A 26,993-nucleotide genomic window follows, 5' to 3' on the forward strand; every position below is an offset into this window, starting at 1 on the left:
AGGCTTCTCTTCTTCTCAGACGGTTCGGCGTCAAGGGAAAACGGATTTCCGCGGTACAAAGCGGGGTTTACCGCGTCGTCCTCCCGGGCGGGCAGACGTTCTGTCTCAAGCGGATGCCCGGCCGCGATAACCGGCTGCGTTGGATCGACCGGACGCTCCGCCGGATCCGCCGCCACGGCTTCCCGTACGTCGCCTGGCGGAATCCCGGCAAGCCGGAGGGCCGGCAGCTGGCCGTCCGGCTGAAGCCCGGCAAGCCGGCGTACATCCTGACGCCGTGGCTGCAGGGCCGGTGGCCGTCCCCTCTCTCAATCCGGGATATGAAAGCGTGCGGCAAGACGCTTGCCCGCTTTCATCTCGCGGCCAGAGGGGGCGTCCCGGCTGGCGGCGCGGACAACGGGCTCGGCTCCTGGCCCGGCGATTTGCGCGACAGGCATCGGCTGCTCGCGGCCATGGCGGCCAAAGCCCGGCGCCGGGCGTTCGGCCGCCCGATGGACCGGCTGCTGGCGCAGGCGTCCCCGGAGCTGCTCCGCTATTCCCGCGAAGCGCAGCTGCTTCTGCAGCGCTCCGGGTACCGTCGTTTGTGCGCCGAGGCGCGCCGAGCAAGGCCGCTCTGCCACGGCGACGGAGGGCCGACGAATTTCATTCGGCACGGCCGGCAGCTCTGGCTGATCGACTTCGAGACCCTCCGAATCGATCTGCGCGCCTACGACCTGTACCGGATGATTTACAATTCGTGCAAGGACCACGGCTGGCGGTTTTCGACCGCCCGGGCTTTCCTGGACGGTTACCAGTCCGTCAGCCGCCTGTCCTCCGCCGAGCTGGCGCTTCTGAAGGCGCTGCTGCGCTTCCCGCAGACCTCGTACCTGCTCCTGCGGCAGTTCCAGCACAATGCCCCCGCCCATAAGGCCGAAGCCGAAAAAGCCTTCCCGGCTGCCCTCGCCTCCGAGAGGAAGATAGCCCCGTTCCTCCGCCAGCTGGATCGGTATGCGGGCCTCTCCCGAGGGCAATAAGCGGCGGGACTTTTTCGGCAGACGGGAGCGGCATTTGCCCGCTCCCGAGCCGATGCCCGGCACGGCCATCGGTTAAGGGCACACCGGCGGAGGAAACGACAAAGAGGATGGGCGATTCACCCATCCTCTCTTAGCGGCCGGACAAGCCCCGCCTTACTCCTGAACAAGCTCCTTGTGGATCCAGATGGCAGCGGTCGTCCCGTCGCCCATGGCGATCGTCACCTGCTCCGCATGAACCCCCACATCGCCTGCCGCCCAGACGCCCGGCACATTGGTCTTACGGCTCCGCGGGTCGCAGACGATATGTTTGTTCTCGAGCCGCTCGACGCCGAGCTGCTTGGCGAGATCCGACCGCACCTCGTTGCCGCCGAAGGACAGGAAGCCGCGCTCGGCCTTCACCACCTCACCGGACTTCAGCCGGACGCCGGTCAGCAGGCCGTCGCCTTCCGTCAGCACCTCGGCGATGGGCTCGTCCAACCGGCGAATCCCATGGCGTTCAAGCTTAGCAGCGGTCTCTTCCATGAGCGCCTCCCGCTCGTGGTTGATATAGACGAGCGACCGGGCGTCATCGGCGAGCAGCAGCGCCATCCGCGCTCCCGGCTCTCCCGAGCCGAGCACGAGCGTATGCCGGTCCCGGATCTCGTAGCCGTCGCAATCGGGACAGATATAGAGCGTCATGCCGAGGCACGGCACGAGTCCCGGCAGCTCGGGGAATCGGTCCATCACCCCCGTCGCCAGCAGCAGCTTGCGCCCGCTGTAGGTTGCTCCGCTTCGGCCCTCTAGCCGGAAGTCCTCTCCGCTGCGTTCAGCCTGGACGATCAGATCGTCCTGGAAGCGAATGCCGTACCGCTCGGCCTGCTGTCTGCCGAGCCTGCGAAGCTCTTCGCCGGAGACGCCGTCCGGCCAGCCCAGAATATTGTGATAGTTCCGGCATAGCACCGACCGTCCATGGCTGGCGTCGATGACAAGCACGTTATGGCTGTATCGGCCCAGCTGGATAGCCGCCTGCAGCCCTGCGATCCCCCCGCCGACAATTATGCAATCGTAGGTCATCTAAACCGGTCTCCCTTCTGCTAATAGCGGGCCCTTCCCAGGCCATTAGCATGCCCCGAAAAGGGCCATTCCGGTCTGTTTACCCTAAATTGGCGGAGCGCGAAACGCCGGCCGCCGGATTCCAAACGCTATCCCTGCAGGAAGGCCCCCAGCACGTGGAGCACGAAGTCGGCCGCCATATGCGCGACGATTGCCGCTTCCAGACCGCGGCGCCAATACAGATAGCCGAAGACCAGCCCGCCAATGAGATTCAGCACGAGCGTCCGGACGACCAAAAACGCGTCCAGACTGCCGAACATCTGGTAGACGGTCCCAAGATGGCCGGCACCGAACAGCAGTCCGGCCAGTAGGATCGCCATCCAGTAAACCATAGAGGTCTGATTCCCGATCAGACGCCCAAGCACCAGAACGAAGAGCGACATGAGGAACAGACGGGCCATTACTTCTTCCACGATTCCCCCGTACGGGATTGCGAGAAGCCCCTGCCACCAGGCAGTCTGCAGCGTGCCCTGCACCGGCACCGGGAGATACCGGGCGAAGCCGAGTCCATCCGCCGCCAGCGTGAGGGCGCCCGCTGCCGCTCCGGCTGCCGCTGCCAGCAGCAATCCGCGGGCCGGGTTCCCCTCGGCATGCCCCCTGCTTCTTCCCTCCAGCCACTGCCGAAGCAGCGGAACTTCCAGCCCTGTTTTACCGGCCGCCCAAAGCCCTGCAGCGGCGCAGAGCGCCACCAGGACTACCGTCTGGGCCGTCATTGCCAGGCCTGCCGCCACCGGAGACAGTCCCTCTCCAAGGGATGCGACCAGCGCGGTCAAATAAGGAAGGATCAGCAGCTGCGCCGCTCCTCCGAGCAGGGCGAACAGCCCTACCAGCTTGACGTTCGTCTTCATGTCGTTCTCTCCTATCCAACTGTAACATTATCATTATTGATAATGATAATAATGGAAAACGGACCGGCTGACAAGAGGAAAAAACAAAAGACGACGCTTTTGCTTCTTCCTCCCCGGCTTCTTTTCCCGCCCCGTTATCGGATCGGGCAGGACGCCGCTTCCCAAAGGCCAAAGGGAAAGGACAACCATACAGGCTGATAAATAGGTGTTCATGGCTTTTCCAGCTCAGCTCTGCTAGCCGATCGCGCGCTCCGCCTGCTGCATCAGTCCCATGAGCAAAGCCAGCACGACGATGGAATACAGGAAGAGCGGAATGACCAGCAGAATGCCGAGCGGCGGGATCAACGTCGCCACGAACACGCCAATCGCCATGACCAGATACAGATTCCAGCGGAATCTCGCAGTCCGGGCCAGTTCCTCCTGTCCGGCCTCTTCCGCAAGAGCGGCGACTCCCCCGCACAGGCAATACACAAAAAACAAAACAAGTGCCGTGTTGATCAACCCAAGCAGGATGACCAGCAGCACGCCGCCCGACATCGCGAATCCCGCACCGACCTCCAGCTGATAGGGAATCAGCTTGAACACGGACAGCACGAGCAGCACGACCGCCAGCGGTTTCGCTTTGGCGAACAGCGGATGCCGTTCGGCCAGCCGGGACAGCCCGGACAGAAACAGAATGTAGCCGATCAGGTCCGGCAGAATATCGAACCCGTTGATCTTAAAGTCGAACAGAAACAGAAAGCCCCAAAACAAGCTGCGAAACGCCATCTTTCCCCTCCTCTCTCTCTCATACATGTGACGCCGCTGCGCGGTTTATGCCTCTTTTGCCTCCTCTCCTTTATTAATGGAAGGTTATGGATAACCTTACCAGCGGCTGACTGCATGCGGCCAGGGACTATGGACCCATTCTGCGACTTCCTTCCCAAACACGATTCGGCCGCCTTGTTCCGACATTGCCGTGCGTATGTTCGTGGTATAATGGAGGGACCTGGAAACTTAATCGGACAAGAAGGAGGCGCCATCCGTTTTGGCCATCAAAACCAAAATGTTCCTCAGTTCGGTCGCCCAAGACGACTTTTCCCGGATGCGCCGCCACGTCTTCGCCGAGCTGGAGGCGCTCGGCCACGAGCCGGTCATGTTCGAGGCGAACATGGGGCCGTGGACGCACGACCGCGACCCGATCCGGCAATGCCTCGACGCGGTCCGCTCAAGCGATATTTTTCTGCTTTTCCTCAAGGACAAGGCCGGAACGTATCGCCAGGACGCCAAGCGGACGATCACCCACCTGGAATTTCTCCAGGCGTTCACCAGCCAAAAGACCATCCTCGCGTTCGTCGACGAAAGCGTTCTCAGCCATTACTTTAAGCGCGCCAAACGGCTCATCGCGGAATTCACCGCCACCTACCTGGCGGATTACCGGGGACTGCCCGGTCCCGAGCAGCTTATGGAGGAGCTTAGCAGGGACAAAGAGCTGCCCGGGCACGTCGATCCGTATGTCTGGTTCTTCCTCGACGACTTGGTCCAGCGCGGCATCTACTGCGAGCCGCTCAGCTCCGGCGTCAGCCCGGACTGGAAGAGCTACTTCAGCGACCTGCTCCGCCGGGGCACCCTGCTGCTGCCGCTCGCCCGCGACATGGACCAGAACGCCCGCCTCGCCCGCCAGTACGCGGACCTGACCGAGCTGGCCTCCTCGCTCGTAAATACGCTCCATATCGGAGGCTTCCGGCAGATCGACCGGTTTCTCTCTGTCGTACGGGCAAACATCAAGTCGGGATTCATCAGCAAGCGCTACGGGGAATATATTGAAGAAGACGTCGGCGAGCTGCTCGAATGCACCGCCGTCACTCTCTACCGCCAGCAGGACGGGAACATGCTGCTGCAGGGCAAGACCGGCGCCGCGGACGGCGAGCCGTTCTATCCGGTGGAGGATCAGCAGTCGTTTGTTTCGCGCTCGTACCAGTCGCGGGGCAGCGGGGACTATCTGATCTTCTATAAGGAGGACAAGAAGATTTTTTATTTCTGCATCCCGGTCAAGGAGTATGTCATGACGCTTCACTTTCCGGCCGGGGGCACTTGGACGGCGCAAACGTTCATGCTCTTCTATGAAGACATCATTCATGGTATAATTGACAAAAATCCACTGTTATTGGAATTGATCGAGCTTATTCTAGGAGGGGTCGCCGATGCATGACGGCAACGTATACGTCATCAAGGACGGAAGAGTCGAGATAGCGAAGAACGGCAGGCAGCCCAAGGACGCCATGCTGTTCGGTTCGTCCAGGAAGACACCGGCGCAAGCCCTTCGGGAACAGGCGGAGCGGATCCGGCAAAGCTGCTCGTTCGTCCAATCGCGTCTCGTCCTCGCGACCAAGCGGGATTAGGCGGTACCGGCGCGGCCGGTGCGGACCGAGTCAGCCGCAGACGAGAAACGAGGGACAGCAGCAAAAGGATCGCACTGCCCGCCCGGCCACCAGGCCGGACGGCGGTGCGATCCTTTTTTGTGCTGCGCGGGCTGCCGCATGCGCCGGCCAGCGGACGCTCGCCTCGCATCCGGCCGGCAGGCGCAAGCCCATACGGCAGAAAGAGCGGCACGCCCGTCCGCAGGTCGGGGACGTGTCCGCATGCTAATGCAGCTCGTCAAGCGGATTCGCGCGTCCGGACCGGCGTCAGCAAATAGAGCGAGCCGGGATCGTCCGCCGGCCGGATGACGAGCGGGCTTCGGCTGCCGGTTATCTGCACCGTGACTCGCTGCCCGTCGGCCGCCCGCAGCGTATCCGCCAAGTACCGGCCGTTCACGCTGACAGAGATCGGTTCTCCCGACAGGGAGTCGGGCCGGATCTCCTCCCGCAGCTCGCCGATGTCCGCCGAGCATGCCGTCAGCTCAATCACGCCCGGTTCCGTGCTGCGGAGATGAAGGAGCGCCTCCTTGCCGGCCAGCAGAGCGACGCGTTCGACCGTCTGCAGCAGCGCGGGAGCGGCCATCGTCCATTCCGCGGCGAGAGAGCCGGGAAGGAGCTTATCCACGGGCGGGTAGGCGCCTGTCAGCACGACGGAGTACAGAGAGGTGCAGCCGGTTTGGAAGGCGGCCTCCCGTGGACCGAGCCGGATGTCTGTCCAGCCGCCGTCCGTCAGCAGCCGTGCCCAGCCGGTGAGCATTCGGCCCGGCAGGACGGCGGAGACTTCCTGCTCCGGATCGGCTGAAGGGTGCAGCCTCTCCGTCTCGCACGAGGCGGTGGCGAGCCGGACGCCGTCCGTAGCGGTCATCGTCAAGCGATGGCCGACCAGTCGGCAGAGCACGCCGGTGAGCACCGGGCGGCTGTCCGAGTTGGAGACGGCGAACGCCACTTGGCGGATCATGCGGCGAAGCACGCTGTTCGGCAGCCGGAGAGCGGACGCTTCGGGCCCCGGGACTGGAGCCTGGGGGAAAAGGTCCGGATCGATGCCGCTCAGCCGGCCGCACATTCCCGGCGAGGCGACGGTCAAGTGGAACGAGTTCGTACGTTCCAGGGTAACCGGGCCATCGTCCAGCCTGCGCACGAGTTCGTACAAGTAGGACGCCGGCACGACCGCCGCGCCGGTCCGTTCCACCTCAACCCGCCCCTTCTCGGCGGGCAGCTCATAGCGGGCCGAGGCTATGCCGCCGACCATGGTCAGCGTAACGCCGTCCGGACTTGCCTCGAGGCGCAGCCCGCCATGGGTCGGGACGGAGCTGGCGGCGGGCGCCGCGCGGACGACAGCCTGCAGCCCTTCGGCCAGCGACGTCCGGGATAGATGAATACGCAACAGCGTCACGCCTCTCTTTGGTGATGGAAGTAAGCTTCCATAATCTCGCGAATCGCTTCCGACCGGGAGCATTGCAGAACCGCGCAGGCAGCCTCCAGCTCGTCCCAAACTTTGGCGGGGAGCGTCAGAGACAGCTTGCGGGTGACGCCGATTGCTTTGCGTCCCGCTCCCTTGCGAGCCCCGCCCTGCCGGAAGGCAAAGCTTACCTGACCGTCATCGCTTGGCACGCCCAGCTTGAATTGGTTTTCTTTCATGGGACACTGTCTCCTCATCTTGAAATAAGTTACTTAATTCAAATCATCTCTCTTTCCAATTTACCACATTCCTCCATCCGGCGGCAACCGCTGTCCGCCCCGCCGCCTCTCTCCCTATCGCGCAGCCGTTCCCCCTCTCCTGTCGATGGCATCCGATAGAGCAGCCTTCCGCTTGCCAGGGGACAGCTGGCCGGGAACAAACAAAAAAGACAGCCTCTATCCGGCTGTCTTTTGACGTGTCTCTTTTCAACCGATTGGTTTGGTCGCGATGATCGCGAGATCCTCCGGAATGGAGTAAGGGGAGGCATCGCTTTTCAAGCCGGACTCGACCATTTGGTCGATGCGCAGCCCTGACTTGGCGATCGCATTCACCAGATCTGATAAGGTGTGATGGAAGTTGACCGTCGGAATATTGACATTCACTCCATATTTCCGGCCGGCGGGCGTCGCGTCGAACAGGTAATAGTTAGGCGACCGGTCATAATAATTTCGCGAGACCGTAACCGGGAACCCTCCTGTATATAACAATCTTCCGCCCGGCTTTAAGACACGATGCCACGTTCTGCAGGCTTGTTCAATGTCCTCGTACCAGCTTAGATAAGTAGCGTACACGATGTCATAGCAGTCGTCGGGAATCGGGTCCAGGGTCCGGGCGTCCGCCACGACAAATTCAAGATCCAGCCCTATTGTCTTAGCATTCTCGCTCGCGATGGCAATAGCGACCGGACTGATATCGCAGGCTGTTACCTTGGCGCCCAGGTTCGTCCAGGTGAAGGCTTGTCTCGCGTCACATGCACAGCAGGTATCCAGTAGAGTCAGCCCCCGGACATCGCCGAGCAAAGAAAATTCAAAATCCTCCTCAACGCCTCCATTCGCAAAAAACTCCAAAAAGTCCGGGCGGTCTTTTAAGATACATTCCATATAGATTGGGTGATAGTTGTCCCATGTTTCCATCACCATTGCCGTGTCTTTTTCCTTAGCCATGCGAGCATCTACTCCTGTTCTTTTTGCGAAACGGACCATTTTTTCCGAGAACTGTTGCTGGAGCGGGTTAAAACTTAACGCTGAATCCGTTAAATGGATGGACCCCGGTTCCAAATTTCGCAAGTCCGTTTCTTCTCAAATAGTTGACGGCCGTCTTTACTTCCTCCAACAGTTTCGGGTCGAGTCCTAGGGTGTTGTGGGAGCCGAATATCTTAGAAATGTTGGGGATCTCCGAGATTTTTTGCAAAGAATTGACCAAATCTATGGGATTGGTGGAAGGATAAAAGGCATAAACCGGGGTTGTATCATAGAGCAAATCACCCGTAAACAAATAACCATTCGTTTCGTCATGCACGGCGATATGACCGGGAGAATGTCCAGGAGTATGGTAAATCTTCAATCTTCTATTTCCCAATTCAAACAGATCGCCATCCTTCAACAAGCCAGTCGGCTCGCCTTGGAAGGGAAGGTATGTATCCGGGTCAAAAGTATCCGGTGTAGGAAGGGAAATATCTCTGCCAATATCTTTTCTTATCTGGTCTATTGGCAATCCCTCTATCCCGTTCACCAGCCAATCTTCATCTCCTTCATGGACATAGATCCTCTCAAATTGTCCATGAGATCCAATATGGTCGGTGTGGACATGTGTCGTAATGACGGCGATCGGCAAGTCTGTCAATTGATTTGTGATTCGTTTTATATTGTCGATCCCAAGACCGGTATCGATTAAGACCGCTTGTTCGTCTCCCATTAACAAAAAGGAATGTACCTTCTCCCAGTGGCCGTATTCACTAATGGCAAAGGTTTGCTCATCAATCCGCTGAACGGTAAACCATTCGTCCTTAATCACTTAGGCCTCCATAAATCTATTTTTCTCGAAATAGCGTAAACTTCCACATCCTTCTTTTTGTTCAGAAATGCTATTCTTTCTTCCGTCCAATGTACATGAGATGCTCCGCGAAGCTTAATAAATCCTCCCGTTCACACACTTTCTCGGCCAGGTCCAGCCAGGCCATTATCACGTCTTCCGATTGACTAAGCAGCTCCGGCTCGCGCAAATATAAGAAGCTCTCACAATTGAGCAGATGCAGCTTCTCCAGGTTAAAAGGTTGGAAAAAGGGAAGTACCTCGCTCGGGCGAATGAAGAAGTTATCTGAAAACCCGTATCCGGTAAAGTTGGTATCGTTTACAATTGTATTCAATTGTGAACGCCTATCCTCGTTTAGAATCAAGCTTGGGTTCTGAACCAGATAATCCCAGACGAAGGAATAGGAAGAAACAAAGGCCACAAACAGGGTTCCGTGAGGCTTTAATATCCTCAAACATTCCTGGATCGTGCCCACTCTGTCCTGCTCCTCTTGCAAGTGATACATCGGGCCCATGCAAAGCACATGATCAAATTGTTCCTCTTCCATCATCGATAGATCCCGGCAATCCGCACGAAACCCGTTGAGCCTCAGCCCAAGCTCCCTAGCCTTATTCAAAGCAAAATCGACGTTGTTCTGAGAAAGATCCGCCAGGGTCACTTCGCAGCCAAGCTGCGAAAGCAAAAGCGAATACTTCCCCGGCCCTCCGCCGAGATCAAGCACCTTGTCGTTTGCTTTGACATAACGGGTTATATAACGTTTGCTAAGTTCATATTCGACACGGTGGCGATCAAGGCGTCTCCACTCATAGTTGACCGTTTCATCATAAAATCTTCTTATGCTATCCATCTAACCTCTCCCAACCTTATCTGCATTTACCTGGGTTGATAATGCAGTCTCAGGACATTGCCGTCAACGTCCCATACAGGAAACCCGATTCCGCATCCCCCTCGATCCTCCAGCTCCCCGACCTTGACTCCGTTCTCCCTAAGCCGGCTCCACACGACTTGGGCCGGTTCTTCGATCTCCAGCACCAAAAAGGGTCTCGGTTCCCCTTTCAGGGAAAAGCCGAGCCGTTCCTTCCCGTCGGTTTGCTGCAGCATGAGGTGAATGCCTGCTGCAGGCTTCACGAACATTTCTGTGTCGGTTCCCCACTTTGACGGCGGATTCTTTTCCAAGTCAATATAGAAGCCCAGCTGTCCGACATAAAACTCTACAGCCTGCCGCATGTCGGCAACCGGAATTTCGACCACCATCACCCCTTTTATCTTGGCGGTCTCCCGCGATGCCGGGATGCTATCCAGAATGCTGTTTGCTTGTTCCATCGGTTCCTCCCATCCTTTCCTCTCAACCAAATCGAGGCTGCCGATATAGATCGGCAGTTTTCTTGCGCGGAAGTACATTTATCTACGAGATGTCAACAATTGTTCAGTAAACAAAATAGCATATCTGATTAGCGAGCTAATGGGTAAACATACAATCCCCTCTTGAAACAGAACATAAAATGAGGGTATAACAGCGAGAGGGGGCGGATTTATGGGCTTCTTTGGAGGTGCTGGAGGCATAGGCACGTCAGTAGGAGCAATCTTGGTGTTGTATATTCTGCTCGTCATCATTCTTACCACTTTCTGCATCTAAATCATGTTTGAGCCCATCAAGATGGAGAAAGAAATCCGGAAGTTCGATATTCAAAAGGAGGACCCTTACGTAGGGTCGTCCTTTTTTTATGTAACAGGGCTTATTCAAACAAAACCAAGTTTGGATAGGGATGTATATGGGGTCAAACAACGCAAGCAACTGTTGAATCGTAGATGGATCCATATTCAACCAGATCCAGGCTGCCGATAGGAACCGGCAGTCTTATTGCGTTAACAACGGGAGACGATCCCAAGCCAAATAGAGACAAATAGCGGTTAGAGCAAAGAAAACAGCGGAAATCTGCTTGGTTGTTCTTCTCCATTTCCATCCGTACGCGCAAAAGAAGACGGCCGCAGCTAGTTTAGCCGCGCTTTGCGAGTACCCGTCCATCGTCACAAGGGACGTACTGAAGACAATCGAACTGAGAAGAGCGGCAATGATAAGGAGTTGAAACCACAGAGGTTCTCTCAAAAACTGTCGATACAAAATGGCGATCCGCTGCATACCGGCATCCTCTCCAAACATCATTTTCTAATTCCATCCGCTTTTCTTTCCTTTGCGGGAACAACCTCAAGAGAAGCAAACTCGGCATCATGAACGCTAAAGAACAGTTGGGAGGTCCCCAAAACGGGCAGCTCCTGCTCCTTCCCGTTGTTTCTTAACAGGAGCGTTCACGGCCCATTTTCTCAGGAATTCTCACCGCCTTATCTACCTATTCCGATATTACCATATTATTCCTAACCCCGGTTGGTTTCCTTCCTTGATTCCCCGCTCCCCTGCACAGATTGAACAGGTCGGGGGGATTGTCTTTAGCCAAATTCGACCTACTCTTCGGTCAAACGTGCGGGGTACAATCAAAGCAAGAAAGACGATACGTAGGGGAGGAAGCGCATGGAAGATCGATCCCGATTGTTAGGCCCTTTGACCGCCGCAGCGGAAAAACTGGGGCTTCCCGGCATTGTCCCGGTCATGCTGAGCGAGGGCACAAACCTGATTGTTCACCTCGCCCCTCACGGCGTTGTCGCCCGGATGGCTTGGGCACAGTCCGAGGCCGATCCGGAGCAGGCCCGCCTGATCGTACGGCGGGAGCTGGAAACCGCACGGCATCTGCACGTCCGCGGCGTCCCGGTGCTGCCTCCCGCCGACGCAGCGGTTCCGGCGGGCGCGGGCCCCCATGAAGCGGGTGGCGTCTGGCTGTCGCTATGGGCTTACCTGCCGCCTCAGCAGCGCAGCCGTCCGACACCCGAGCAAGCCGTGAGCCTGCTCCGCGCTCTGACGCGGGGCATGCGGGACTTTGGCGGAGAGCTGCCTGCGCTCGGCGTCTGGGAGCGGGTCTGCCGGTCGGCCGAACGGCTGCGCGGACAGACCGACCCGCGCATCCGGCAGCTGGTGGGGCGATTCGCGGCCGCGGATGAACGAATGAGAGAAACCCCCGGGGCGCTTGCGCCCTGCCATGGGGATGCCCACGCGGGGAACCTGCTACCCGCGCCTGATGGCTGGGTATGGACGGATTTCGAGGATGTCTCGCTCATGCCCGCCTACTGGGACTATGCCTCCTATGTGGCCAATCTCGCCTTGTTCGGCGGATTCGAGGAACCGACGCTGCAGTACATGCTCCACCTCCCGGACGTTGCGGCAGACCGGGACGCGTTCGGCTTCGCCCTGACCGCCCGCATCTTGATGGCAACGGTCGGCAATCTGGACGACGCATTGGCCGGCCGCGGGGATCTGACCTTCGCCCGGCGGCAGCTCGCGCTGGCCGTGGAGGCGGTCGAAGCGTGGGAACGGCTGGCCGACAAGATGGAGGGACGCTAGCCCGCTACTCCTTGCTCCGCTTCGGCACGCCGTCGAGACCAAAGTACTGGTCGTAAGCGTCAAAGATGTGCCGGGCAATCGGCGCCGCCCCATACCGGCCGAACCCGCCCTCCGGCACGACGACCGCCACTGCCAGCTTCGGCTGGTCAAGCGGCGCGTACGCGATGAAGACGGCGTTGTCCACCGGCTCCGTCCGGCCCGGCACGTTCTGCTGGGAGGTCCCCGTCTTGCGTGCAAACGCGTAGGGGAAGCCCTCGAAGCCGCTCACTTCGCTTCGCATGCCTTCCTTCAGCACGTTCCAATAGGCGGCTGGAAACGACACCTCATCCAGAAGCTCCGGCTCCATCGCCTTGACCAGCTGGTTGTCGTAAGTGGTGATCCGGTCGACGAACTGCGGCTTGTAGCGCTTGCCCTCGTTGCCGAGCATCATGGCGTACTGCGCCAGCTGCAGCGTCGTATACCGGGCCTGCTGCCCGAACGAGCCCATGACGAGGGCGTTCTGGTCGCTTGAGCTTTTGGTATTCCGGTACTCCAGAATGCCCTCGTGCTCAAGCGGAAGCCCGCTGCCGGTCGAGACGCCGAGGCCGAAGCTCTTCATGTACCGGTCCCACACATTGATCGCCTCGCCCGGCGTTCTACCGTACTTGTTGTACAGCCGGAGGCCGATCATTGAGCCCATGAAGGTATTCGACGATACCCGGATCGCCCGGACCGGCGTCAGGCTGCCGTTCGCATAGCCGTCCGAGTTCGTAATGCGCGCGAGATTGTCTTTGCCATAGCGGAGCTCCCCGGTATCGTAATAGGTGTCGTTCGGCCCGAACAGCTTCTCGTTCAGCCCGACCAGCACGGTCAGCGGCTTGATCGTCGAGCCGAGCGGAACGAGCGAGGACGGATGCTGCCGCCGGATCTTCTCGTCCGGAATGCTGGGCTGGCGGTCGCGGATCGTGCCGTTCGGCTCGAACCACTTGATCGTATCCCATACCTCGGTCGTCAGCTTCTCGGCGAGCCACACGTTCGGATCGTAATCCGGGATGCTCGCCATCGCCATGACGCGCCCCGTGTCGACCTCCATCGCAACGGCGTAGCCCGCCAGCGCCTGCCGTCCCAGTGACACATAGGGATCCCGGGACGTCTGCAGCGTGACGAGATGATCCTCGATCGCCTGCTCGGCCGCCAGCTGCACCTGCTTGTTGAGAGTGAGGTACAGATTTTGCCCTTTGACCGGAGGCTCGATTTCGGCGCGGCCTACAATCTGGTCCTGCGAGTTGACCGGAAAAATTTTTCGCCCCGTCTGGCCCCGCAGCTCCTTCTGGTACAGAAACTCGAGGCCGTCGAAGCCTATGTATTCGTCAGACAGGTATTCCTCTTCCTTGCCGTTGTACACCTTGAGGTAGCCAAGCGTCTGGGAGGCAAGCCCCTTGAAGGGCCTTACGTAGCCGACCAGCTGGACGGCCGTCGTGTCCGGGTCATAGACGCGGGTGCTCTCTTCGATAATGGCGAACCCCGGCAGCTCGTCGCGGTGCTCAGCCAGGAACGCCATCTTGTCCTGCGACAAATCGGGGAGAATCCGGCGCTGCCAGAACATGTACTGCATCGGTTTGTTCGTCTTGGTGCCGTCCATGTTGTAGCCGGTGTCCATCCGCTTGTGAATCTCCTCCGCCGTCAGGACGGTCTCCCCCGGCTTGGCCAGCCCGGCGAGCATGTCGGCGAGGCGGTTGGCCAGCTCGACCTGGACATCTTTTTGCCGGGATTGCAGCTCGTAGACAAGCGAATGCGACGAGCGCGTCCAGGCGATCGGGGCGCCCTCGATATCCAGAATATTGCCGCGAATCGGGGTCAGCACGACCGGCCGCCGCTGCAGCCGCTTCTCCTCTTCCGCGTACTGCGGCCCTTCCACGAACTGGAGAAAAGCAAGACGGACAATAAGGATGCTGAACAGCAAAAAAACGGCAAAGAAATACAGGTTAATCCGCAGCGCATGGATCTTTCTCCGTTTGCGCTTGCCCTTCTCTTCCTCGTCCTCCCACAGCGGCTTAAGCGGCATGCCGACCCTCCCTATTTTTTTCCTTTTCCTGTATATTAAATAGACTGCCGCGAAGGCAAAAAGGTTTCCGTCCTCTTCGCCAAAAAGGAGGAAAAGAGTGACGGAAAACTCTGTATTACTTGTATTCCGCAGCCGGAAAAAAAAGAAGGGAGGAAAGCACCCATGGAACCCACTACCACCTCTGTCTTGGAGCGGGCGCTGGCCGCCTATGCTGCGCAGGGTTATCTGCAGGGCGCAGTCCTGGTCGGCAAGGGACCGGACATTCTCCTGCGGCGGGGCTACGGGCATGCCAGCGAGGAGCATGCCGTGCCGAACCGGCCGGATACGCCGTTTCGCATCGCGTCGCTCTCCAAGGCATTCACCGCGCAGGCGATTCTGCTGCTCCGCGAGGAAGGCCGCCTGGCGCTGGACGATACGGCATGCCGGCATCTGCCTTCCTTTCCTTATCGGGAGATCACGATCCGTCAGCTGCTGACGCACACCGCGGGCCTCGGGGATCTGACCTTCTCGCTGGAATATTGGCGCGTCCACCAGCGGGTCTACCACCCGCCCGGCGAGCTGCTCGAGCTGCAGCTCAAACAGCCGAGAGCCGCGCGTCCCGGCACGTTCCGGTACAGCAACTTCGGCTATATGGTCCTGGGCTTGATCGTGAAGGCGTGCTCGGACCTTTCCTTCGGCGACTTCCTGCGTTCGCGTTTGTTCGACCCGCTCGGCATGATCCGGACCGGGCACGACGACGGCCGGACTGTGATCCCAGAAGCGGCGGCCGGGTATTCCATTCACCGGGAGCTGGTGCGCGCCGAGCATGCGGATGCTGCGAACGGCTTCGGAGGCTTCTCTCTCTACGCGACAGCCGACGATCTGCATAGATGGTCCGCGTGCGTTCTGGAAGGCGTCCGGTCCTCGGATGGACGGACCGGAACTGTGACTGCGGCGGCGACCGGAGAGCGGGGAGCCAGTGGCGGTACTGGGGAGAGTCCCTCTATCCGCACCGTGCTGGCTTCTTCGGACGCGTGCGCCTTCGGCTGGGCGAGGCGGCGCATACTCCTTGGCGGAGCCGAGCGAACCGTCCTCTCCCTGACCGGCGACGTAAGCGGGTTCCGAGCCCAGCTGCTGCTGCTCCCCGAGGAGGCCGTCCATGTGATCGTGCTGAGCAACCGGAATCTGACGCCCGTCGAAGCCATCGCCCGCCGGATCGCGGGCCATCTGTTCGGCGAGCCTTTCCAGGCGGAGGAGCGGCAGGCGCTGCCGGAGCCGCCTCTGTCGTCTCCGGCGGGCGTCTACTTGCCGGAGACGGTCGGGACGACTACCGGTGCCTTCCCGGCCGATGCGGACGCTGAGACGGCCTTCCTGGCGCGGTTGGCCGGGCTGTCCGCCGGCGAGGTCAGCGACGGCCGGTTCTATCCGCTGTTCGAGGAAGCGGGCTTCGACCCGGCTGGTATGCTCGCCGTCTTTGAGGAGGACGGCCGGTCTTATCTGTTCCAGCAGATCGGCTACAGCTGGTATGTGCTTCCCCTAGTACTCGTCCGTCAGACGGAGCGGGAAGCGGAGTATGCGACCGGGTACGTGGACGGCTCCCTCACCTTGCGGCGGGAAAAGCACGGGACAGCCCGCACGGCGGTTTACCAGGGCCCGGACGGCAGCCAGCGAACCGCGTTCCGACGGAGTGGGATCTAACCAAAAGCAAGCCGTTCCCCTTGAAGGGAACGGCTTGCTTATTGGTGCGGGTAGAGGCGCGCCCGGTGAGGCGGCAGCCCTCCTGCGCAGAACCTCCGTCCGGAGGAGTCTACGTCCGCCTTTAAACTCGTGTCCCTTCCTCTAACCCTAATTCGGGGACACGAGTTTAACAGCGGCCGGAGGACGGTGGTTCGGAGCTTTACTGCTCAATATTGCGGAACCATTCCTCGCCCTTGGTGACGAGCACCCGGTAGAGTGCATAGTCGGCCGCAAGCATGATGACCAGCAGCACCCCGAAGGAGCCCCACATGCCGATATCGAGCTTGAGTACGGCGAAGAACAGCAGGACGGCCAGCAAGATGCACAGCAGCATATTGTACAGCCCGTTCAGGTTCTGCTTCACCGCCTTTTGCTCGGTGTCCCAGTTCAGCTTCGGCAGATGCAGGTCGATGAGAATGCCCGTCAGGCAGGAGAACAGCGACGCAGCCGCGCCCAGCACCAGCAGCAGGAGCAGGAGCAGCGGCGGCACATGCAGCACGAAGAGCCCGACCACCAGCAGCAGCACCACGGTGACCATTGTGAGCAGCCAGCCGGTCGCCAGCTTCGCAAGGAGCAGCACGCGCGGCCGGATCGGCAGGAACTTGTTCACATAGAGGCCCGCGCCTTCCCGCGACAGCGCTGTCGGTGCCGTATAGTTGCCGCCCGACACAAAGAGGAAGAGACCGACGCCCCCGGCCAGCACCAGCCCGCCGGCGCCGCTTTCGAGCAGCATGTCGGATAGGGATCCGAACGGCAGGGCGCCCCCCTGGGCGAGGAGCGGGATGCTAATAATGACGGGCCAGAGAACACTCATCAGCACGCAGTTCAAAAAGTAAGGCGGCGTCCGGAACAGAATCCGCAGCTCCTTGAGGAGATACGAGGCGAATGCCGTCCGCGGAGCCGTCTCGCGCGCCAGCTGCTCGCTGGTGACGGCGGCCCGTTTGGCGGAGGACTCCGAGAGGCCCATCACGCTGCGGAAATACAGCTTCCGGCCAAGCGCCAGAAACAGCAGATACAACAGCACGGTCACCCCTGCGAACAGCAGCAGGCTCGCCAGACCGCCGAGCGAGGACGTCCGCGTCAGGGCGTCCGCCGCCATCCGGGAGCTCGGGAACATGCCCGTCACGAGGCGGACCATCGAATTGTCGCCCGCGATCAGCATCTCCTGAAGCTGCTCCGGATCGACCCCGTTGCGCGCGCCGCGCTGGAAGAACAAGTTGGCGCCGAGCGCGAACACCACCGCGAGCGTCCCCCCGATCGTCCGGTACCGGTCCTTGTGCTTCGCCATGTTCGTGAACCGCATGATGATCATCGCCAGCACCGAAGCCACCACGAGCGGGATGACCGGCAGCAGCAGAAAGACGAGCAGCGAATAGATGTAGTACAGAGGGCCGCCACCGCTTTTGACGCCGTAAGTAATCAGGACGGGACCAAGCACCAAGAATGCCGTCAAATATTCGTACAGCAGCGTCACGAGGAACTTGGCCGACAGAATCTCCCGGGGCGTGAGCGGCAGCGGCAGCAGATGCTCGACATCCTGGGAGAAGAAGAACACGTTGATGACATAGATGAGGCCGAACAAAAACACCATCAGGCTGACGAGGCCGACCGCGAGCCCAACGATAATCCCCTGCTGCCCGTGCGGCGCCAGAGAATCGTACATCATGCCGAGGAAGCGGGAGATCGTGAGCATGAGCGGCAAAAAGGCGACGACCAGCACGACCGGCAGCAGCAGATGAAGCGGCAGCTTGCTTCCGCGTCTGCCCTTCTTCGAACGGCCGGTTCCGTTCTTGAGCAGGACGCGGGCCAGCACCAGCGTCTTAATCATGATTCGTCAGCTCCAGGAACAGACGCTCCAGCGAATCGCTCGACCGGAAATGCTCCTGCATCTCCTTGAACGAGCCCGAAAAGAGCAACGCTCCCTTATTGATGATCGCGACCCGGTCGCACAGCTTCTCCGCCACCTCCAGGACGTGGGTCGAGAAGAACACGGTCTTGCCGCTGTCCGCGTGCTCCCTCATCATTTCCTTGAGCGTGTAGGACGACTTCGGGTCGAGTCCCGTCAGCGGCTCGTCGAGAATCCAGACGGCCGGATCGTGGATGAGGACGCCCATAATCATGATCTTTTGGCGCATGCCATGGGAGTAGCTCTGAATAGGATCGGCCAATGCCTGCCCGAGATCGAACCGTTCCGCGAGCGTGCGAATCCTCTCCTGGCGCAGCGCCTTCGGCACCTCGTAGAGGTCGGCCATGAAGTTCAGGTACTCGAGCCCCTTGAGCCGCAGGAACAGGTCCGGGCTGTCCGGCACATAGCCGAACTGCTTCTTGGCCCCGAGCGGGTCCTCCTCGATATTCAAGCCGTTAATGGTGATGCTTCCCTCGTCGGGGCGGGTAATGCCGGTAATCATCTTGATCGTCGTCGTCTTGCCGGCGCCGTTCGGGCCGAGGAAGCCAAAGATCTCCCCGTTCGGAATGGTAAGCGACAGGCCGTCGACGGCCTTGGTCTTGCCGTTGTAGCTTTTGCTTACTTGCTCAATAGCGATCAACCTGAGACTCATCCTTTCTGCGCATGTCAATTGGTTCCAGTGTCTCACAACAAGCGAGGGACGCACAACCCTGGATATGCGAAGGCGGCCGGAGGCATCAGCAGGTTCTCTGTCCGGCCTGCCATCTGCCGCCCGGTTCCCCACTCCATGTGCCCAAAGGCCGGAGCATCAGCCCCGCTCCCCGTCGGACTGCCGGGCGTCCAGCCATTTGGCGTAGCAGTGACGGGGATTGCCGCCGTACAGCGGCCGGGTGAACTGAAGCGTGAAGCCGGCGGCCTCAAGATTGCGCCGGCTGACCTCGTTGTCCGGATGCACGGTCGAATAGAGGAGCCGGTAGCCAAGCGCTCTCGCGCGCTCCTCCCGCAGCGCGTGGAACCGGCGCTGGAGGCCGAGGCCGCGGGCGTCCTCATGGACGACTGAAGCGTCGAGCGCCGCTACCCGGTCCAGCTCCTCCTCAGGCACGCCGATGGCCCTTCCGAGATTTTTGGGCGACCGGCCGGGAAAGGCCAGCACCGTATACGCGACGAGCCGTCCGCCCCGATAGGCACCGTACAGCTCCCCCTTTCCTTCCACGATGCCATACAAGAAGGCCTCGTCGTCCTTGGCGAACAGCGCCCGCGAAGGGAGCCTCGACGCTACGTCTACCATCAGCGCCCGCACCTCCGGTACCGCCTCTCGCTCCAATTTGCGAATGTCTACTTCCATGCCCTTCCCTCTCGATCTGCTCTGGCAGCGGTTTTCATTTCATCATAGCGGACATCGCCCCGCTGCTCCAGTCCCGGCTCTATCTGCTTGCGCCTGTTCGATCAGCCCCTTGAATTCGCTGCCGAGGGCACCGGCATGATTCGGCAGGGGCCGCCTTGTCCGCCTACGACAAAGGAACACAAAAAAAGCCCGCCCCCCGGGGCGAGCCTGCCGTGCTATGCCATGCGCGCAATCTTCAGCTCCCGCCGCTGGCTGAGGTCCACGAACGCTCCTTCCGTCCGGACGAGCGGACTGGTCGGATCGCTGGTCGGGATCATGACGATCTCGCCCAGACGGCCGTCCGTCAGCTCGACCGGACAGCCGATCAGCCCCTGCATCATATGCTGCAGGAACGTGTGAACGATGGCCGGGTCCAGCTTGCCGTAGGCGTCAGCCTGCATTTGCAGAAGCACCTCGTAGAACGGGGACGCCTCCCGATAGCATCGCCGCGAGGTCATCGCATGGAAGACGTCCGCGACAGCCACGATCTTGCTGAACGAGTCCATCTGGGAGCCGCGGATGCCGAACGGGTAGCCGGTGCCGTCCTCCCTCTCATGATGCTGCAGGGCCACGAGCGCCACCCGGTGCGACAGCCCGACCGTCGCCTTGAGCAGTTCATAGCCGTTGACCGTATGCTTCTTCATGATAGCGTACTCTTCGCTTGTCAGCCTGCCCGGCTTGTTGATGATCTCCTGCGGAATCGTCATCTTGCCGATATCGTGAAGCACCGCCGCCATCGACAGCACGGACAGGTCCGTGTCCGGCAGGCGGAGCCACTTGCCGATCATCGTCGCGATGACGCCGACCCCGATATTGTGACGAAACGTATAATCGTCGGCTTCCGCCAGCTGGTTGAACAGCGCGATGACATTAGGCCGCTCGGCCGTGTCCAGAATCGCCGGAATGATCTCGCTACGCAGCTCCATCACCGGCACCTTCTTCGTCATCTGGACGTTCTGAAAGATTCCCTTAACCTGCTCGATCGCCGTTTCCATCTGCTTCCTTGTGTCTACCCGCTGCTTGCTCGGCGGCTGCTGTCTCGCCGGCGGCATGAGATCCCGCTCCTCGGGAAGAATGCCGAGATCCAGCATCTTGTCGATCTGCTCTTCGTTCAGCACGCTGTCCTTTGAGAGGATCAATACGCCCGACTGGCTGAAGATATCCTTGTTCAATCGATAACCGACATGCTTGTACATTGAGTGGTCTCGTCTCGTCACATTGATCACCATGAGTTCTCGTATAGTTTTTCTAATCAGTAGTATAGCCGAAGGAATTTGCAAATTATGTCGAATGTTGGAATAAATTCCCTCAATCGCAAGAAAAAAAGCATACTTCTCCGAACGGTCGGTTCGAGGAAGAATGCTTTCTCTGGCCTTTTGTAGTTTGTCCCTTTAAGAGCCCGGACTGCCGTCCGCAATCCTCCTTACGGTCTCTGTCGGTGTGCGGGCCGGTTTAGGTCGTCGATTTTTGTCCGGATGCTCTCGTCTGCTTCGTGAAATTCGAGATCTGGTTCATCAGCTTGTCACGCGATTCTTTGTTTTTCAACAGATAGGCGGCTCCCAGGGCGACGGTCGTCAGCATCATTTTCTTATTCATGCTCGGTTCCCTCCTTGAGATTCTTGATGTCCTACTCTAGTTCTTTACCCGCTCAGCCCCGGGCTAAATCTGCCAATGGCCGCCACCCCTCCCGCTAGATCAACCGGTATCCATATTCGGCGATCCGCCAGCCGCCGTCCTTCCGCATGAGCCGGATCGTCAGCTCGGCATCGTGCGTTCCGGCAAGAACTGCGACCGCCGTATAGACGTAACCGCCGTCCGCCTGGATCGCCAGGGCGGGGCCTCTGACCTCCTTGATCTCCGACGGGGGCAGGAGATTCAGCCAGCCCCCGCTTACCGTCCAGCTGCCGTCTCCTGCCGGTTGGGCGGCTTCGGCCAGAAGAGCCTCCGCCTTCTCCTCCGTAAAGGCCTGATGAAGCCAGGTCTTCATACTGGCACGCTGGGCGTCGCTGATCCTTCCGGGCGCGAGGCTCGTCAAATAAACTCGGGATACCTCGCTGAGCCAGCCCGCCACTCCTCTCGCCTCCTCCTCGGTCGGCCCGTCTGGTGACAGCGTAAGAGCAGGAAACGGGGCGAGTGCTGCCGTGAACCCCGGATTCGCTGCCTCCGGCGCTGGGGGTGGAACAGCCGTCAGCGCTTCGGCCCGGACCAGCTCGCCGGCATTCGATACGCCCTCGAGAATGTCCGCGTACACGTCCGTGTAGCGGGAAAGAACGACTGCAGCCGTCCCCGTCGTCCCCGGGGTTCCGAAAGCCTCCGCATGAGCGGACACGGCGTCCGTGAGGACGAGACGCGTCGGCCATTGCCGCGCCTGCTCGGCTTGCGGGAGTTTCGCGGCGGATGCCTCGTCCGGGGTGAAAATGATCTGCCCGGCGTTGTAAACGTCCGGCTCGCGGTACCGGTGCTCGTAGGTTCCGGTCAGCTCAACAGGCCCCGTGAACGCCGTGACGAACGAGCCGACGCCGTAGGTTCCCCTCTCCTGCCCGGCCGCCGTCATGCCGCCAATCCGGTCTCCCGGCTGAATGATCTCGGGTACATACCAGCGGGACGCTTCCCTCTCTGCCGGCTCCTGCGCCATAGGGAACAGCTGGATGAGCAGCACGCCTGCCGCAGTGAGCAGCGCGATCCGGGCAGCCGCACGGGCCAGCCGTCTGCTCCTGGGGACCGGCCCGATCCCGTCCCCGGGCCTTCGCTTCGAATCCCTTTCCTTTTCATCCGCCATTTCGCTCGCCTCCTTCTTCTATAGACTGCCGGCGACGCGTTTCTGTTGCAGCCGAAATCGGCAGATGCGCGGATTCCGCTTTTGCCGCCGTGCTATAATGGGAACACAGAAGACTAGACAATCTATCGCTGCCGGAAGCTTCGCTCCAGAAGGCACCGGCGCTACGGGAGGCGAAAGGGATGGACAAGCTGTTTTTTATCGAGATCGGGATGGGAGCCGACCTGCATGGGCAGGACGTGACCAAAGCGGCGGTGCGAGCCGTCAAGAACGCCATTCACCACAACTCGATGCCGGGTTTGCGCTCGGTACTGCCTGGTAACACCCTGGATAACATGAAGGTGAACGTGAAGCTTGCGGTCCCATGCGACAAAGACAAACTGGATGTCGAGGCCGTCAAAGCGTGTCTGCCCTACGGACAGGTGACAGTCGAGGTGCTGGACGGCGGCATGGTGACGACGAGCGGCATCGTGCTGCCGGACAAGGACGACAAGAACGATCTGATCTACATCGTGAACGCCTCGGTCGAGGTCGGCTACTAGGTTCCCCATTCCACGCAGCCGCCTTCCTTCTTCCAGCAGACAGACCGAAAGAAGGAAAGCGGCTGTTGGTATGCTAATGGGGGGCTATTGCGGCCGTCTAATAAAAAACACGGCTCCATTGAGCCGTGTTCCTCTTAGTCGTTATTAACCTAGCCGTGTTATCTCCGGAATAACGCCTAGTTCCTCCAGAATTCCGTCTCTGTGATGCTGTTAAACGCATTGACGCTGTTTCCGTGACCTACGATTTTGACAAAGCGGGCCGTTACGCCATCAACACCGTACGTTTCGAGTTGCTGCGTTGTACCGCTGCTCGTTCCGCTGTATACTTGCGTCCAATTCGCGTCGTCGGCTGAAACGAATATTTCGAACGAAGTTGTTCTGACGTCCCCCCTGAACCATGCGATTTTCACGCAATCGATGGGTTTGCTGGAACCCAGATCGTATTTTATCCACTGTCCGTCCCCGTCGGCCGACCACCTTGTTTCCAGGTTTCCGTCAACCGTATTGAGCGCCACATTGCCATCATCTCCGCTCGCCGTCACGTTTGAAGCGGGCACCGTTAGCTCACCGTGACGCTTGAATGGGGAACTGAACGCCTCATTCGAATTCTTACTCTCCACGGATTCAGCCGATACGGAGGATACGACATAATAATAGGTTCCCGGCGGCAATCCTTGGTCGGTAAACGACGGTTCCTTTACCCCTTCCTTTATGACTGTATAGGGGCCTCCACTGTTCGTGCCACGCTTGATCGTATAGGTTTCCGCATTTCTTGCGGCGGTCCATGCCAATTCTATTTTGTTTTTGTTGTTGACCGCCGTCAGACCGGTTGGTACCGCCGGCACGCTTTCCATCATGGCGTTATAATGCGAGGTAAGCTGGGAAGGGGTCAATTCGTAATCATAAAGAGCCACTTTGCCGATGGCGCCTTCGAAAAACGATGCCAAATCCCGGGTGCCTATCCGCATGGGAGCCGTTCCGTTGCCCGGAATGATATTGTAATCGGACAAGCGGTCCTGATCCCGCAGGACGCCGTTCTTGTACAGTTTGGTATACCCCGTCGTATAGGCGGAGCTGGTGTTTACCGTATTGATGACAAGCGTATAGTGAATCCATTCTCCAGCGGTTACGGGATCCTGGAAATACGATCCGGCGCCGAGCCCTCCTGTCAGGTTGAACGAATAGCCGCTAATCCGGTTTGGGCGGTTTTCCTGATTGGTCAAATTGTACATCCTCGCGGTCCAGGAATGCTGGCCGGGCTCTCCTTTCCCCATCCAATGAACATACCCGCTGCTCTCGGATTTCGAGAACTGAAGGACGTCCGGCCGCATCCAGGCTTCGACGGTCAGAATCCCCGTACGGGTGACTTCCAAATAATCGTTGTCCGGAACCGTGAAATATTGATCGACGCCATTGAAGGCGGAAGCCGGTTCGCCGTTCGGAAGCTTGGTACTCGAAGGATTGCCTGTGAAGGATCCGGTTAATCCGTGACCCGATAGATCCGAGGTGACTCCTGGCGCTAGGGACCAGTACCCAACGGGATGGTCCGCCAACACCGTGGAGTCATATTTGTTAACCGCTGCCGCAGAACCGGTAAGTCCGAAAGGAGTGGATAGCGTCAATAAGGAAACCATTGCCGTCAAGGCCATCATGCGTCTGGCTTTCATCTTCTCATCATCTCCTAGTTTATCGTTTCTTGGGCTCCTAACCTAAACCTGTTTGCGGTATCGCATATAGCTTCTCCATGTCCGGAAACCGAGCTTCCCGTAGAAATCGACGTATTGTGTCGTATCGATCACCATATGGCGAATGTTCCGCCCTTGCAAGAAATGAACGCCCGCTTGTACGATCGCAAGTCCGTAGCCGAGTCCCCGGTATCGCTCGTCGATGCCGAGAGGACCGATTCCGCCAAGCTCCTCTGCGAACAGGGGAGACCAGTATACGTTCTGCGCCAATAACGGCGAGTGGGAGTCGTTGATGCGGCAAAACCCGATGATGTCTCCATCCTTCTCGCAGACGACGAATTCACGTCCGTCGCCACCTCTCTGCCAATACTGCAGCGTCTGATACAGCCAGCCGGGAAAACAGTGTCTCATAAAGGCATTGAGCTGCTCTTCTTCTTCAGCCTTCAGGAGCCGAAATGTCACATTCGCATACTCCGGCAGCGATACGGGCTGCTCGTTAGAATACTCCCGGTACAGATCGACCACGGCGGATTGCCGGACATACCCCCGTTTTTCCAGCCAGCCCGAGGCATCACAAGTCTCCGGTACACCTGGAAAGACCCGCCTATGAAAGTCGTTTCCTAGGTTGATGTGCCGAACCCCTTCGCTTCGCAATGCGCTTTCAGCTAACGACAGCAGCTCGCTGCCCAGCCCGCGATTTCGATACGACGACGCGACAAGAAGTGAATGAATCCACCCTGTTTCCCGCCCGAAATCGAGGCCTCCGATATCGTCCTGCCACAGCTTGGCAACTACGTATCCGGCGATCTGTCCATTATCTTCGTCGATCGCGACACGCGTGCCGGCCGTCAGGACATTGGGATCGTGAAGAACATTCTGTACGAGGAGCCGGTCGCGCATCGGGAAGGTCTCTCCCCATTCCTCGTTCCATAACCGGGTTAATTCCCCGACGTGTTCGTCTGTCAATGGCTCTAGCCTCATCCGCAGTGTTCCTTTCCTTATGGTTTGCCAAGAAGCAAGGCTGGCGGCATCGTCTTCCCTCCAGCCTCTTCTACCAGGCATCCTTCCTCTTTTCTGACTACTGTACAAAGTCGGCTTATCGGGAAGTCTTTGAGGATCGCTCGTACGCTTTTTTGTAGATGTCCACGATTTTGTCCAGTCCGAGCGCCTTCATTTCGCTCACATATTTCGGCCAGTCATCAAGGCTGCGTTCGCCAACGATGAACTTCGTGATATTCTCGTCGCGCTTTTTCGTAATCGTATCGCCTGACAAAGAGAGCGTTTCCATCTCATCGGTCGTGAACGCCGGCCGCGGCTGCTGCTTGCTGTCATATTTCGGCGCTTCCTGATAAGCCTTTTGCAGCTCCGGCGAAGAAAGCGACAGATGGGCATCGTAGTCGAACCATGCATAGGTCCCGTCCGTGGACAAGCCCGTCTTCTTTCTCATATCCGCGACGTCTCCGTACGTCTCGATGAATTGCTTTTTCCCGTTTTCCGTTTTGAAGGTTACGCCTTCCTTCCCCCAGCTGGCCAACGTCTTGCCTTCCTCGCTGTAGAAGAAATCCATGAACTTCATGATCTCTTTGATCTTCTTGGACGTGGTTGAAACCATAAATCCTTCATCCACGTATTGCGTATACGCGTTTCTGCGCGGTGCGCCGCTAAAGCCCGCAGGCGGAGCCATGAACGCCAGATTGTACTGCGGATTGTCCTTGCGCAGCGCCGAATTGAAGAAATCGACGCGTCCTATGTAATCTATGGTGATGAACGCCCGCTCCGTGGACATCAGATCCTGCCACAGCTTCGTATCCACGGACAGGAAGTCTGGTGGAATTAACCCTTCCTTGTAGAACTTGTTCAAGTACTCGATCATCTTCTTATAATTGTCCTCGATCGGACCGTAACGCCATTCTTTCTTATCGAAATCGTAGTACATGTCGGAGCTCGTGCCGAACGTCTCGGCAAAATTCAACAAGCGCTGCAGACCGTTGCGGAAGGAGAGCGGGTAGCTCTTCGGATTAGCTTCCTTCAATTTTTTGAGCGTCGTGTACAGTTCATCCCATGTTTGCGGCTGGCTAAGTCCAAGCTTCTTGAACACATCCTCCCGGTACAACCAGATCATGCGGTTCGTTTCGCCGATTCCCGCATTCGGGAACATATACATTTTGCCGTCGGAAGACATTACGTTCTGCGTATCCGTCGGATAGGTATCCATCCACTTCTTTAAGTTCGGCATGTCTTTCACATAATCCAAAATATTGACAAGAGCCCCCTGCTGGCCGTATTTATCGGCGAGCTGTTTGTTCATCGTCAGCATAAGATCCGGCAAATTGCCTGATGCGATCGTCACGCTCAACGCGTCTTCCAGCTTTCCAGACGGCACTTGGACGTTAAGCGATACGCCTGTTTTTTCCTCAATCAGCTTCCATACAATATTGTCTTTGTTGTAAGGCCAGCTTGGATTGGAATAATTGAGCGCGGTGAACGTCTGCTTCGTCGGAACGCCGGACGAGCTGTCCCCGCTGCTGCCGGCCGAGGCGGACGATGGAGGAGTGTTCGTCCCGCTTGCCGAGCAGCCAGCTAGTAAGGTAAGCGATAAACTTACGGCGATGCCTGCTGACAACCCTTTTCTCGTTTTTGCCATTTGGCT

General features: G+C 58.9%; 26 protein-coding genes. 7 read left to right on the plus strand and 19 right to left on the minus strand.

Annotated features, from left to right (window positions below):
• Positions 1-44: 44 nt before the first annotated feature.
• Positions 45-1,010, plus strand: a complete 966-nt coding sequence (locus KJS47_RS09420) for a phosphotransferase (protein WP_213525045.1) — start codon at positions 45-47, stop codon at positions 1,008-1,010.
• A gap of 153 nt (positions 1,011-1,163) precedes the next feature.
• On the opposite strand, the gene KJS47_RS09425 is transcribed toward KJS47_RS09420, so the two are convergent.
• The 3 genes from KJS47_RS09425 to KJS47_RS09435 all read right to left on the minus strand — a co-directional run bounded on the left by KJS47_RS09425 (position 1,164) and on the right by KJS47_RS09435 (position 3,718).
• The gene (locus tag KJS47_RS09425) at positions 1,164-2,063 is read right to left on the minus strand and encodes an NAD(P)/FAD-dependent oxidoreductase (protein ID WP_213524631.1); all 900 of its coding nucleotides are present in this window, start codon (positions 2,061-2,063) and stop codon (positions 1,164-1,166) included.
• Positions 2,064-2,191: 128 nt separating this feature from the next.
• The gene (locus KJS47_RS09430; RefSeq protein ID WP_213524632.1) at positions 2,192-2,950 is read right to left on the minus strand and encodes a CPBP family intramembrane glutamic endopeptidase; all 759 of its coding nucleotides are present in this window, start codon (positions 2,948-2,950) and stop codon (positions 2,192-2,194) included.
• Positions 2,951-3,184: 234 nt separating this feature from the next.
• On the minus strand, positions 3,185-3,718 hold the full coding sequence (locus KJS47_RS09435) for a hypothetical protein (RefSeq protein ID WP_213524633.1): 534 nt from the start codon (positions 3,716-3,718) through the stop codon (positions 3,185-3,187).
• A 259-nt stretch (positions 3,719-3,977) separates the two neighbouring features.
• Between KJS47_RS09435 and KJS47_RS09440 the strand changes: the two genes are divergently transcribed.
• Both KJS47_RS09440 and KJS47_RS09445 read left to right on the plus strand, forming a co-directional pair.
• On the plus strand, positions 3,978-5,141 hold the full coding sequence (locus KJS47_RS09440) for a DUF4062 domain-containing protein (RefSeq protein WP_213524634.1): 1,164 nt from the start codon (positions 3,978-3,980) through the stop codon (positions 5,139-5,141).
• Positions 5,134-5,331: a hypothetical protein gene (locus tag KJS47_RS09445; protein WP_213524635.1), complete on the plus strand. Its 198-nt coding sequence runs from the start codon at positions 5,134-5,136 to the stop codon at positions 5,329-5,331. Before KJS47_RS09440 ends, KJS47_RS09445 begins: the two co-directional genes overlap by 8 nt.
• Before the next feature lie 256 nt (positions 5,332-5,587).
• On the opposite strand, the gene dnaN is transcribed toward KJS47_RS09445, so the two are convergent.
• From dnaN to KJS47_RS09475, 6 genes are all read right to left on the minus strand, one after another.
• Positions 5,588-6,733 (minus strand): DNA polymerase III subunit beta, encoded by a 1,146-nt coding sequence (gene dnaN / locus KJS47_RS09450; protein ID WP_213524636.1) that lies wholly within the window; start codon positions 6,731-6,733, stop codon positions 5,588-5,590.
• Positions 6,734-6,738: 5 nt separating this feature from the next.
• Positions 6,739-6,987 carry a ribbon-helix-helix protein, CopG family gene (locus KJS47_RS09455; protein ID WP_213524637.1) on the minus strand — a complete coding sequence of 83 codons (249 nt, stop codon included), beginning with the start codon at positions 6,985-6,987 and terminating at the stop codon, positions 6,739-6,741.
• A 246-nt stretch (positions 6,988-7,233) separates the two neighbouring features.
• Positions 7,234-7,971 carry a class I SAM-dependent methyltransferase gene (locus KJS47_RS09460; RefSeq protein ID WP_213524638.1) on the minus strand — a complete coding sequence of 246 codons (738 nt, stop codon included), beginning with the start codon at positions 7,969-7,971 and terminating at the stop codon, positions 7,234-7,236.
• Between the two features lie 67 nt (positions 7,972-8,038).
• On the minus strand, positions 8,039-8,821 hold the full coding sequence (locus KJS47_RS09465) for an MBL fold metallo-hydrolase (RefSeq protein ID WP_213524639.1): 783 nt from the start codon (positions 8,819-8,821) through the stop codon (positions 8,039-8,041).
• A 70-nt stretch (positions 8,822-8,891) separates the two neighbouring features.
• On the minus strand, positions 8,892-9,686 hold the full coding sequence (locus tag KJS47_RS09470) for a class I SAM-dependent methyltransferase (RefSeq protein ID WP_213524640.1): 795 nt from the start codon (positions 9,684-9,686) through the stop codon (positions 8,892-8,894).
• 26 nt (positions 9,687-9,712) lie between these two features.
• On the minus strand, positions 9,713-10,162 hold the full coding sequence (locus KJS47_RS09475) for a VOC family protein (RefSeq protein WP_213524641.1): 450 nt from the start codon (positions 10,160-10,162) through the stop codon (positions 9,713-9,715).
• A 211-nt stretch (positions 10,163-10,373) separates the two neighbouring features.
• On the opposite strand from KJS47_RS09475, the gene KJS47_RS24055 reads away from it, so the two are divergent.
• Positions 10,374-10,475: a sporulation protein YjcZ gene (locus KJS47_RS24055; protein WP_249716207.1), complete on the plus strand. Its 102-nt coding sequence runs from the start codon at positions 10,374-10,376 to the stop codon at positions 10,473-10,475.
• A gap of 891 nt (positions 10,476-11,366) precedes the next feature.
• Positions 11,367-12,290, plus strand: a complete 924-nt coding sequence (locus KJS47_RS09480; RefSeq protein WP_213524642.1) for a phosphotransferase — start codon at positions 11,367-11,369, stop codon at positions 12,288-12,290.
• Between the two features lie 4 nt (positions 12,291-12,294).
• On the opposite strand, the gene KJS47_RS09485 is transcribed toward KJS47_RS09480, so the two are convergent.
• The gene (locus KJS47_RS09485; RefSeq protein WP_213524643.1) at positions 12,295-14,334 is read right to left on the minus strand and encodes a peptidoglycan D,D-transpeptidase FtsI family protein; all 2,040 of its coding nucleotides are present in this window, start codon (positions 14,332-14,334) and stop codon (positions 12,295-12,297) included.
• Between the two features lie 162 nt (positions 14,335-14,496).
• On the opposite strand from KJS47_RS09485, the gene KJS47_RS09490 reads away from it, so the two are divergent.
• Positions 14,497-16,011, plus strand: a complete 1,515-nt coding sequence (locus KJS47_RS09490; RefSeq protein ID WP_213524644.1) for a serine hydrolase domain-containing protein — start codon at positions 14,497-14,499, stop codon at positions 16,009-16,011.
• A gap of 199 nt (positions 16,012-16,210) precedes the next feature.
• On the opposite strand, the gene KJS47_RS09495 is transcribed toward KJS47_RS09490, so the two are convergent.
• From KJS47_RS09495 to KJS47_RS09520, 6 genes are all read right to left on the minus strand, one after another.
• Positions 16,211-17,878: a putative ABC transporter permease subunit gene (locus KJS47_RS09495; RefSeq protein ID WP_213524645.1), complete on the minus strand. Its 1,668-nt coding sequence runs from the start codon at positions 17,876-17,878 to the stop codon at positions 16,211-16,213.
• A complete protein-coding gene (locus tag KJS47_RS09500) occupies positions 17,871-18,596 on the minus strand; it encodes an ABC transporter ATP-binding protein (protein WP_213524646.1) in 726 nt (241 codons plus the stop codon). The genes KJS47_RS09495 and KJS47_RS09500 overlap by 8 nt, the downstream gene beginning before the upstream one ends.
• 168 nt (positions 18,597-18,764) lie before the next feature.
• Positions 18,765-19,301 carry a GNAT family N-acetyltransferase gene (locus KJS47_RS09505; protein ID WP_213524647.1) on the minus strand — a complete coding sequence of 179 codons (537 nt, stop codon included), beginning with the start codon at positions 19,299-19,301 and terminating at the stop codon, positions 18,765-18,767.
• Between the two features lie 215 nt (positions 19,302-19,516).
• Positions 19,517-20,536, minus strand: coding sequence for an HD-GYP domain-containing protein (locus KJS47_RS09510; protein WP_213524648.1), 1,020 nt, complete (start codon positions 20,534-20,536; stop codon positions 19,517-19,519).
• 256 nt (positions 20,537-20,792) lie between these two features.
• Positions 20,793-20,936 (minus strand): hypothetical protein, encoded by a 144-nt coding sequence (locus KJS47_RS09515; protein WP_213524649.1) that lies wholly within the window; start codon positions 20,934-20,936, stop codon positions 20,793-20,795.
• Between the two features lie 94 nt (positions 20,937-21,030).
• The gene (locus KJS47_RS09520; protein WP_213524650.1) at positions 21,031-22,119 is read right to left on the minus strand and encodes a hypothetical protein; all 1,089 of its coding nucleotides are present in this window, start codon (positions 22,117-22,119) and stop codon (positions 21,031-21,033) included.
• Positions 22,120-22,298: 179 nt separating this feature from the next.
• Between KJS47_RS09520 and KJS47_RS09525 the strand changes: the two genes are divergently transcribed.
• Complete coding sequence (locus KJS47_RS09525; RefSeq protein WP_213524651.1) at positions 22,299-22,658, plus strand: Lin0512 family protein; 360 nt, start codon at positions 22,299-22,301, stop codon at positions 22,656-22,658.
• A gap of 176 nt (positions 22,659-22,834) precedes the next feature.
• On the opposite strand, the gene KJS47_RS09530 is transcribed toward KJS47_RS09525, so the two are convergent.
• The 3 genes from KJS47_RS09530 to KJS47_RS09540 form a co-directional block, all read right to left on the minus strand.
• Complete coding sequence (locus KJS47_RS09530; RefSeq protein ID WP_213524652.1) at positions 22,835-24,325, minus strand: discoidin domain-containing protein; 1,491 nt, start codon at positions 24,323-24,325, stop codon at positions 22,835-22,837.
• A 42-nt stretch (positions 24,326-24,367) separates the two neighbouring features.
• Positions 24,368-25,309, minus strand: a complete 942-nt coding sequence (locus KJS47_RS09535; RefSeq protein WP_249716209.1) for a GNAT family N-acetyltransferase — start codon at positions 25,307-25,309, stop codon at positions 24,368-24,370.
• 130 nt (positions 25,310-25,439) lie between these two features.
• Complete coding sequence (locus KJS47_RS09540; protein ID WP_213524654.1) at positions 25,440-26,987, minus strand: extracellular solute-binding protein; 1,548 nt, start codon at positions 26,985-26,987, stop codon at positions 25,440-25,442.
• Positions 26,988-26,993 lie beyond the last annotated feature (6 nt).

Origin of the sequence: Paenibacillus sp. J31TS4, from assembly GCF_018403265.1 — a bacterium.
Lineage (GTDB): Bacteria > Bacillota > Bacilli > Paenibacillales > NBRC-103111 > J31TS4.